The organism is Rhabdaerophilum sp., assembly GCF_046092605.1.
GTDB lineage: Bacteria > Pseudomonadota > Alphaproteobacteria > Rhizobiales > Beijerinckiaceae > Rhabdaerophilum.
In genome coordinates, this window is sequence record NZ_JBJTDY010000042.1 from 1 (window position 1) to 9,242 (window position 9,242).

The following is a 9,242-nucleotide window of genomic DNA, read 5'->3' on the forward strand; positions in this document are numbered from 1 at the left end:
TTCGAGCGTCAGCTTGCGGCCGGCCCAGGTGATGGTCTTGCGTTGAATATCGAACATGTCTTGTCCTGTCGTGGCCGCGCCGGACCCTCCGGGCGGCATAGCGGGTTATGCGCAAAACGGCCGAGGCGATGGGGATCGCCCGGCATGGCACTCGCGTGACGCGCGAGGCGCGCCCGAACCCATGGGCAAGACGGCGGGGGACTCCGGCGATCCGGCCTTGCTGGCCAGCGAAGCCCCCGGCGATCCTGCCATGGACACGTCGGGTTTCGCGCAATACGTCGAACGGGGCGGACCATTCCGTCCCGTTCGGAAGAAAGAGGCGGGGGCGGAAGGCCCACACCCCCTTCGAAGTTCAGCGGCGGATGCCCAGCCGCTGGATGAGAGCCTGATAACGGCCCTCGTCCTTCCTCTTCAGGTAATCGAGCAGCGAACGGCGCTGGGAAACCATCTGCAGAAGCCCGCGACGCGAATGATTGTCCTTCTTGTGCGCCTTGAAGTGCTCTGTGAGATTCACGATGCGCTCCGAGAGGATCGCAACCTGCACTTCCGGCGAACCGGTATCGCCCGACTTCGTGGCGAAATCCGAGATGATCTGAGCCTTGCGCTCGGCAGTCACCGACATCGAAACCTCCTGAGGTTGGAAACGGAGCCAGGCCGGGATGTCGTCCAGCGAGGCTGAGAAAGCGCGAGGACATGGCCCCTGACGCGGGTTGGCGATATACAAGCCTTTGGAAGAAAAGGCCAGCCTATTCTCGCTTGGGCCTCAGCCCGCGAACTGGAACACGCGATGCGGCCGTAACTCCGCGCCCTGCATGTCGCCGATGGCGACGAGATCGGGGCCCGAGAACACCGTCACATGGCCTTCCAACACCGGCGCGTCGCGCCCGCGCAGGATGATGCCCTGCCCGCGGCGCAGGCGCGCGGCGTCCCCGCCCGTGACGGTGACGCTCGGCAGTTCATCGAGGCCCCTCTCGACCGGCGCGATGAGCCCGGCGAGATGCGCCTCGCGCTCGGACGGATCGGCGATTTCGCGGGTGAGATCCTCGGCAGAGACGAAGATATCCTCGACAAACGGGCCGACGCGCGTGCGGCGCAAAGCCGTCACATGGCCGTAGCAGCCGAGCGCGCGGCCGAGATCGCGTGCGATGGCGCGCACATAGGTGCCCTTGCCGCATTCGGCTTCGAGCACCGTGGCCCGATCGTCATGGCTGATGATGCCCAGCCGGTCGATTTCCACTTCGCGCGCCTCGAGCGCGACTGTCTCGCCTTCGCGTGCGAGATCATAGGCGCGCTCGCCATCGATCTTGATCGCCGAGAATTGCGGCGGCACCTGCTGGATGACACCCGTGAAGCGCGGCAGCAGGGCCTCCACCTCGGCGCGGCTCGGGCGCTTGTCGGAGGTCTTCGTCGCGGTGCCTTCTGTGTCGTCGGTGGTGGTTTCGGTGCCCCAGGTCACCTCGAACCGATAGGCCTTCTCGCCATCCATCACGTAAGGCACGGTTTTCGTGGCCTCGCCCAGCGCGATCGGCAGGCAGCCGGAGGCCAGCGGATCGAGCGTGCCGGCATGGCCCGCCTTCTTGGCCCGGAAGACGCGCTTGACGATGGCGACGGCATGCGTCGATGTCATCCCGACCGGCTTGTCGAGGATCAGCCAGCCATGGACATCGCGCTTTTTCGGGCGCGGCTGGCCGTTGTCTTTCGGGCTATTCATCATTCTCGTCCGTTTCGGAGCCGCGCCTGGACGCGAGATCGCGCTTCACGCGCAGGTCATTTTCCTTAAGGTCGCGCTTCACGCGCTCTTCTGCGAAGATCTTCTCGATGCGCGCGGCTTCGTCGTAGCGGTCATCGATGCGGAAACGCAGGTCCGGCGCGAATTTCATGCCGCGCAGCCGCCGCGAGACCGCACCACGCAGGGCCTTCGCGTTGCGATTGAGCGCGGCAATCGCCTCCTTCTCACCCTTGCCGCCCAGCGGCATGATGAGCGCGGTCGCGAGCTTCAGATCCGGCGACATCCTGACCTCGAGCACCGAGATGATGAAGCCATCGAGCGCAGGGTCCGGCGCCTCGCCGCGCGCCAGCGCATCGGAAAGCGCATGGCGCACCTGTTCGCCCACGCGAAGCTGACGCTGGGAAGGGCCCTTGGAGGGCTGGGTGGGACGCATGTGCTTACGCCTTTTTCCGGCTGTGGTGCCAAACCCAGAAGCAAAGCGCCGATACCACGAAGATTACCGCCGGCCCTTCGATGCCGCCTGTAGGGCTAGTGGTCACACAGCCCTCGCTGATCGCCGCAAGTGTGACCCGTTCTCCAGAATTTATCAGGTGGAGCTCATAAATGCCGAGCGCAACCGACAACCCAGCCAGGAAGGCGCAGAGAATTGCAAAAAACAGAGCCATCGATCTTTTTGCGCGCCGGAACCGAACGACCACGGCTGCCGCAATCGAGCTCATCAGTAGGAGTGCAACCACGGGCGCCTTCAGAACGTGAAACCCGCCAAAAGGTACGGTCGACACAGGACCATCCGCGCGCGTCCAATGCTCGCCCACAACCTTATCGCATACCTCGGCAATTGCAGTCGGCATGCTATTGATCAGAAAAAGAAGGATCTGCAACGCCACTAAAGCGTGCTCGCCCACGCGAAGCTGACGCTGGGAAGGGCCCTTGAGGGGCTGGGTGGGGCGCATGGAACAATCCTTCAAAGCGGGTGGCGGGGTTTGGACCCGCGGACCCGGCTGATGTCGTCAGCAAGCGGGGCATATGCCGAAAGCCTTTGCAGCAGGACTTTCGGTATTCCAAACAGAAATTTCCGGTCTACCAACGAGGAAATTTCTGTTTCGGCGGTCGAATGCGGAAGCATCCTTGGCCGCCGGTGTTAAAGACTCCGCTTGATCTCCTCGGTGCGGAAGCACTCGATGACGTCGCCGGCGCGCATGTCTTCGTAATTGGTGAAGGCCATGCCGCATTCCTGCCCGACCTGGACTTCCTTCACCTCGTCCTTGAAGCGCTTCAGCGTCTTCAGCGTGCCCTCGTGGATCACGACATTGTCGCGGATCAGGCGAACGCCCATGCCGCGCTCGACCTTGCCATCGGTGACCAGGCAGCCCGCGATGTTGCCGACCTTCGTGATGTTGAAGACCTGCTTGATCTCGGCATTGCCCATCATGGTCTCGCGGACCGTCGGCGCGAGCAGGCCCGACATGGCCTGTTTCACGTCATCCACGAGGTCATAGATGATCGAGTAGTAGCGGATCTCGACGCCCGCGCGCTCGGCAGCCTCGCGGGCCTCCTTGTGGGCACGCACGTTGAACGCCACCACCACGGCACCGGTGGCCTGAGCCAGCGTGATATCCGACTCCGTGACGCCGCCAACGGCGGTGTGGAGCACGCGGGCCCGCACCTCGTCGTTGCCGAGCTTTTCGACCGAGGCGGCGATCGCTTCCACCGAACCCTGCACGTCGCCCTTGATGACGAGGGGGAATTCCTTCTTCCCCGCGCCATCCTTGGCGGCCTTCATGAGTTCCACCAGGCTCCGGCCGGTGCCACCGCCGCGTGCTGCTGCCTTGTCGCGCTTCAGGCGCTCGCGATATTCGGTGATCTCGCGGGCGCGCGCTTCGTTCTCGACCACCGCGAGGCGGTCACCAGCTTCCGGCGCGCCGTTGAAGCCAAGCACCTCCACCGGAACCGACGGACCGGCTGAAGTGACCTGCTCGCCCTGGTCGTTGACCAATGCGCGCACACGACCCCAATCCGAACCGGCGACCACGATATCGCCCTGTTTCAGCGTGCCGCGCTCGATGAGCACGGTCGCAACCGGACCGCGGCCGCGATCGAGCTTCGCCTCGATGACCGTGCCTTCGGCGGCACGCTCTGGATTGGCCTTGAGATCGAGCACTTCGGCCTGCAGCTGGATGGTCTCGAGCAGCTTTTCGAGATTGGTTCCGGCCTTGGCCGAAACCTCGATCTCGAGCGTTTCGCCGCCCATGCTTTCCACCTGCACATCGTGCTGGAGCAGCTCGGTGCGCACGCGCTCGGGCTTGGCTTCCGGCTTGTCGATCTTGTTGATCGCCACGATCATCGGCACCTTCGCCGCCTTGGCGTGGTTGATGGCCTCGATCGTCTGCGGCATCACGCCGTCATCCGCCGCCACCACCAGCACCACGATATCCGTGACACGGGCGCCGCGGGCGCGCATCGCCGTGAAGGCCGCATGGCCCGGCGTGTCGATGAAGGTGATCTTGCCGCCGAGCGGGCTCGTGACCTGATAGGCGCCGATATGCTGGGTGATGCCGCCGGCCTCGCCCTTCACCACGTTGGTCTTGCGGATCGCGTCCAGCAGCGAGGTCTTGCCGTGGTCGACATGGCCCATGATGGTGACAACCGGCGGTCGGGAGACCTGATCCCCCGTCTCGTCGGCCTCGCCGAAGAGGCCTTCTTCCACATCCGCATCCGAGACACGCTTCACCGTGTGGCCCATCTCCTCCGCCACGAGCTGCGCGGTATCCGCGTCGATCGTGTCGGTGATCTTGTGCATCTGGCCCATCTTCATGAGGAGGCGGATCACATCCACGCCGCGCTCCGACATGCGGTTCGCGAGTTCCTGGATGGTGATCGTCTCGGGCAGAACGACCTCGCGCACGATCTTCTCGCGCGATTCATGGTTCTGATGGCCCTTCATGCGCTGCACGCGGCGCTTGAACGCCGCCACGGAACGCTGGCGCTCATCCTCATCCGAGGTGACGGACGAAATGGTGAGGCGGCCACGCGCCTTTTCCATGCCGGGCTTCGGCTTCTCGGCCCGACCCGGGGCCGGGAGCTTCACATTCGCCTTGCGGGGCGCATCCTCGTCGTCGAAATCGGCCGGCTTGCGCGGGGGCACCGCACCGGGCTGGCGCTGCGGACGAATGTCGCCGAATTCCGGGCTGACCGCCGGAGGGGCGCCGCCGCCGAGACGCGGACCACCCGGACCACGGGCCGAGAGCCCGCCAGCCGGCGCCTGGCCGGGCCTCGGTCCGAAGCCGAGGCGCACCGTGCCCTGCGGACGATCCCCATCGCGGCGGGGTGCACCCTCGCCGCGCGGGCCATCAAAGCGGCGTGGCGCAGCACCCTCGCGGCTGAAACCACCGCCTTCGCCACGAGGCCGGAAACCCCCACCTTCACGCGGGGCGCCCCCTTCGCCACGAGGCCGGAAGCCACCCCCTTCACGCGGGGCACCCCCTTCACGCGGGCGGAACCCGCCTTCGCGCGGAGCACCGCGATCCCCGCCCTCGCGACGCGGCGCGCCAGCTTCGCCGGAGCGGTTGAAATTGTTGCCGTCGAGCCGCGGCGGACGCTGGCCGAAATCGCGCTGGGGCGCATCATGACGCGGGCGATCCGATTGCGATGGCGCGGGGCGCTGCATCTGCGGCGCAGGCGCGGCCGCCACGGGCTGGGCAGGAGCCGGTGCCGGCGCGACAGTAGCTGACGCGACAGGGGCAGGCTGAGACTGGGCGCGCGGCGCTTCCGGCGCGGGGGATGGTGCGGCGGCGGCGGCCTTCTGGGCAGCGGCTTCCTGCTCGCGACGGCGCGCCTCAGCGGCGGCGCGCTCCTCGCGTTCACGGCGCTCCTGTTCCTGGCGACGGCGTTCTTCCTCCTCGCGGCGGCGGGCCTCCGCGAGAACCTGGGCGCGGCGATCGGCCTCGGCATTGGTGAGGTTGTGATGGGTCTCCGGGGCGCGGGGCGCCGGCGCTTCCGGCACGGGCGGGCGCGGCGGCGGCGGAACCGGCTGGGCCTTGGTTTCGGTGAAAACAGGCCTTCCGGGGCGCGCCTCGACCGGGCCGGGACGGCGCTTCACCGTCTCGACGACGACCGCATTGGTGCGGCCATGCGAGAAACTCTGCTTGACGATGCCCGTCTCGATCGGACGCTTCAGCGAAAGGGTCTTGCCCCCGCCGACCGTCAGCTTCTTGTCGCCCGTGTCGTTATTGTCCGCCATTCGCTTTCCGTCGTCCTCATAACCCGTTCCCGTCAGCCCGGCCGCGCGACCCTCGCACGAACCGGACCCGTGATCCCCGCGCGGCCCCATGCCGCCCTGACCACGTCCAAAAGGACCCGCCACGGAGTCCGCATCCGATCCGGGATCGGAAAGGTGCGTTCCGCGTCAGGATCGTGAAAAATCCAACGCCTCGGCAGGCACGGCGTCCGGGGCGGAGCCGCCCGGGGCAGCCGGGTCGCCAACCCGGAATTCATCCAGTCGCAGCGCGCGGGCCAGAAAGGCCGAACTCGCTTCCTGCGACCTGAGCGCGGCATGTATCACATGTTGACGCCCCAAGGACAGCGCTAATTCATCGGCAGCAAAGCCTTGAACCACTGGCGGATCAGCCCGGTCCGCCCCACGACCGCGCAGATATCCCTGCAAGCGCCGCCTTTCAGCCAGCGAGCCGTCCCATGCCTGCACCAGCACGGCAATCGCGCCCTTCATGCCCTCGATCTTGTCGAAACCGGTCACGACCGCGCCGGCCTTGTTCGCGATCGCGAGCATCTGCAGCGCATCCTGCTTCAGGAGCCGCTCCACCTGTTCCGCAAGATGGGCCGGGCAGGTCACCCCAACCTTCAGCGCGCGGGCGAAGACCTTGCGGCGCATGGCCTGCTCGAGCGTCGCGCGGCTGTTCGAGACCCAGACCCCGCGCCCCGGAAGCTTGCTCCGGATATCCGGCACCACGCTTCCATCCGGGCCCGCCACGAAGCGGATAAGCTCCGCCACCGGGCGAACCACACGCGTCACCGCGCACATCCGCATCGTGGCGGCGCGATCCGCGCTCAATGTTTCGGCAGGAGGAATATCGGGTTCGGTCACGCCGTTTCCTGGGCCTCCTCGGCCAATTCATCCGCGGCCTCGACCCAGCCGGCCGCCACGCGCGCCGCCATGATGATCGCTTCGGCCTCGTCGCGGCTCACGCCGAGATCGGAGAGGAAACCGGGCTCGCGCACGGTTTCGCCACCCTTCTTCTCTGTCCAGCCGACGAGATCATCGGTCGCGCATCCCGCGAGATCCTCGAGGGACTTCACGTCGTTCTCGCCGAAGGCCACGAGCATCGCCGAGGTAACGCCCGGAACGGTGCCGAGCTCATCCTCGACACCGAGTTCCTTGCGCCGGGCCTGCCGGGCCGCTTCCTGCTCTGCGAGGAAGGTCTGCGCGCGGCGCTGCAGTTCGTCCGCCGTGTCCTCGTCGAAGCCCTCGATGTTCAACACATCCGAGCGATCGACATAGGCGATTTCCTCGATGGTCGCGAAGCCTTCGGAGGCGAGAAGCTGGCCAACCATTTCGTCCACATTGAGCGCCTCGCAGAAAAGTTTCGAGCGCTCGAGGAATTCCTTCTGGCGACGCTCGCTCTCCTCGGCTTCCGTAAGGATGTCGATGGACCAGCCGGTGAGCTGGGAGGCGAGGCGCACGTTCTGGCCACGACGCCCGATGGCGAGCGAGAGCTGGTCATCCGGGACGACAACTTCAATCCGCTCGCTCTCCTCGTCGAGCACGACCTTCGCCACTTCCGCCGGCTGCAACGCGTTCACGATGAAGGTCGCCACATTGTCGGACCACGGGATGATGTCGACGCGCTCGCCCTGGAGCTCCTGCACCACGGCCTGAACGCGCGAACCGCGCATACCCACGCAGGCGCCGACGGGATCGATGGAGCTGTCGCGGGAAATGACCGCGATCTTCGCGCGCGAGCCGGGATCACGCGCCACGGCCTTGATCTCGATGATGCCATCGTAGATTTCCGGCACTTCCTGCCCGAAGAGGCGGGCCATGAACATGGGATGCGTGCGGGAGAGGAAGATCTGCGGACCGCGCGCCTCGCGGCGAACATCATAGAGATAGGCCCGAATGCGATCGCCCGGACGGAAGACCTCGCGGGGGATCAGCTCGTCGCGGCGGATGATGCCTTCGCCCTTGCCGAGATCAATGATGACATTTCCATATTCCACGCGCTTCACGACACCGTTGAGGATATCGCCCACGCGATCCTTGAACTCGTCGAACTGCTTGTCGCGCTCGGCCTCGCGCACCTTCTGCACGATGACCTGCTTGGCGCTCTGCGCGGAGATGCGGCCGAAATCGACGGGCGGCAGCGTGTCCGCGAAGATCGAGCCGATCTCGGCAGCGGGGTCGCGGCGCTTGGCGGTGGCGAGGTCGATCTCGCGCGAGGGATTCTCGACGTTATCGACCACATGCATCAGCCGGGTCAGGCGGATTTCGCCGGTCTTCGGGCTGATCTCGGCCTTGATGTCGGTTTCGGCGCCATAACGCTGCCGCGCGGCGCGCGCATAGGCATCTTCCAGCGCGCCGAGCACGATCGAGCGGTCGATCAGCTTCTCGCGGGCGACCGCATCGGCGATCTGGAGAAGCTCCAGCCGGTTTGCGGAAATGACCATGGGTTCCTCCTGAAAGATGTCGTGTTTAACGTCTCTGTCTTGTCGCCTGATTTGTCCAAAAACCGGTGTCCACTTTTTGGATCAGGCTCTAGCGCGACCGCTTCGGGTTGCGGGGATCGGGTTTGGGCCGCTGCTTCTGCGGGCGCGGGCCCGGGCGGTAGCGGTTGGGTTTTTCGGCTTGTTCGCTCGCCTCGTCCGCATCCTCGCCTTCGAGCGAGCGCAGGGCGAGCTTCGTGCGATAGAGCGATTCCGCGATGACCTCGTCCGTCAGCACGAGACGGGCCTCGCCGATCTCGCGGATGGGAATGAGCGCGAATTTCGGGCTGTCCTCCAGCGCGTCCGGCAGGCCGATGCGAAGCGTTTCGCCCTCGACGCCTTCGAGCGGGCCGCGGAAGCGCTTCCGGCCGTTCAGCATCATCGCCATCTCGACCTTGGCCTCGAAGCCCGTCCAGCGCGCGAAATCGGAAATGCGCACCAGCGGCCGATCGATGCCCGGCGATGATACTTCGAGGTTGTAGGCGCCTTGCACCGGCTCCTCGACATCGAGCAGCGGGGAGAGCGCCTTGCTCGTCGCCTCGCAATCCTCGACCGTGAAGGAGCCATCCGGGCGCTCGGCCATGATCTGCACGGTGCAGCCATTCTGCGGGGTAATCTTCACCCGCACGAGGCGATAGCCCAGGCTCTTCACGATCGGCTCCACCAGGCGGGCCACGCGCTGAGCCGGGCCGCTCTCATGGATGAGACGCGGTTCGTCGAGATCAGCTTCAATCATGGGCGGGAGGGGCTGGGTCGTTTCGGTCATCGGGCTTCGGGTTGTTGAACCTCGTCATGC

General features: G+C 66.0%; 8 protein-coding genes. All 8 read right to left on the reverse strand.

What is annotated here, in order from left to right; translation table 11 throughout:
• Positions 1-352 precede the first annotated feature (352 nt).
• Positions 353-622: a 30S ribosomal protein S15 gene (gene rpsO, locus ACKODO_RS03795; RefSeq protein WP_408982119.1), complete on the reverse strand. Its 270-nt coding sequence runs from the start codon at positions 620-622 to the stop codon at positions 353-355.
• 141 nt (positions 623-763) lie between these two features.
• Positions 764-1,711 (reverse strand): tRNA pseudouridine(55) synthase TruB, encoded by a 948-nt coding sequence (gene truB, locus ACKODO_RS03800; protein WP_408982120.1) that lies wholly within the window; start codon positions 1,709-1,711, stop codon positions 764-766.
• Entirely contained in the window at positions 1,704-2,162 is a 459-nt protein-coding gene (gene rbfA / locus ACKODO_RS03805; protein WP_408982121.1) for a 30S ribosome-binding factor RbfA, read from the reverse strand. The genes truB and rbfA overlap by 8 nt, the downstream gene beginning before the upstream one ends.
• Positions 2,163-2,166: 4 nt before the next feature.
• Complete coding sequence (locus tag ACKODO_RS03810; RefSeq protein ID WP_408982122.1) at positions 2,167-2,682, reverse strand: hypothetical protein; 516 nt, start codon at positions 2,680-2,682, stop codon at positions 2,167-2,169.
• 188 nt (positions 2,683-2,870) lie between these two features.
• On the reverse strand, positions 2,871-5,969 hold the full coding sequence (gene infB / locus ACKODO_RS03815; RefSeq protein ID WP_408982123.1) for a translation initiation factor IF-2: 3,099 nt from the start codon (positions 5,967-5,969) through the stop codon (positions 2,871-2,873).
• Between the two features lie 165 nt (positions 5,970-6,134).
• The gene (locus ACKODO_RS03820; RefSeq protein WP_408982124.1) at positions 6,135-6,830 is read right to left on the reverse strand and encodes an RNA-binding protein; all 696 of its coding nucleotides are present in this window, start codon (positions 6,828-6,830) and stop codon (positions 6,135-6,137) included.
• Positions 6,827-8,410, reverse strand: a complete 1,584-nt coding sequence (nusA, locus tag ACKODO_RS03825) for a transcription termination factor NusA (RefSeq protein WP_408982125.1) — start codon at positions 8,408-8,410, stop codon at positions 6,827-6,829. Before nusA ends, ACKODO_RS03820 begins: the two co-directional genes overlap by 4 nt.
• An 88-nt stretch (positions 8,411-8,498) precedes the next feature.
• A complete protein-coding gene (gene rimP, locus ACKODO_RS03830; protein WP_408982126.1) occupies positions 8,499-9,212 on the reverse strand; it encodes a ribosome maturation factor RimP in 714 nt (237 codons plus the stop codon).
• Between the last annotated feature and the right edge of the window lie 30 nt (positions 9,213-9,242).

Bases quoted from the DNA above. Each gene is read 5' to 3' on its own strand.
- rpsO (WP_408982119.1), bottom strand. From the start codon at position 622: ATGTCGGTGACTGCCGAGCGCAAGGCTCAGATCATCTCGGATTTCGCC.
- truB (WP_408982120.1), bottom strand. From the start codon at position 1,711: ATGAATAGCCCGAAAGACAACGGCCAGCCGCGCCCGAAAAAGCGCGAT.
- rbfA (WP_408982121.1), bottom strand. From the start codon at position 2,162: ATGCGTCCCACCCAGCCCTCCAAGGGCCCTTCCCAGCGTCAGCTTCGC.
- ACKODO_RS03810 (WP_408982122.1), bottom strand. From the start codon at position 2,682: ATGCGCCCCACCCAGCCCCTCAAGGGCCCTTCCCAGCGTCAGCTTCGC.
- infB (WP_408982123.1), bottom strand. From the start codon at position 5,969: ATGGCGGACAATAACGACACGGGCGACAAGAAGCTGACGGTCGGCGGG.
- nusA (WP_408982125.1), bottom strand. From the start codon at position 8,410: ATGGTCATTTCCGCAAACCGGCTGGAGCTTCTCCAGATCGCCGATGCG.
- rimP (WP_408982126.1), bottom strand. From the start codon at position 9,212: ATGACCGAAACGACCCAGCCCCTCCCGCCCATGATTGAAGCTGATCTC.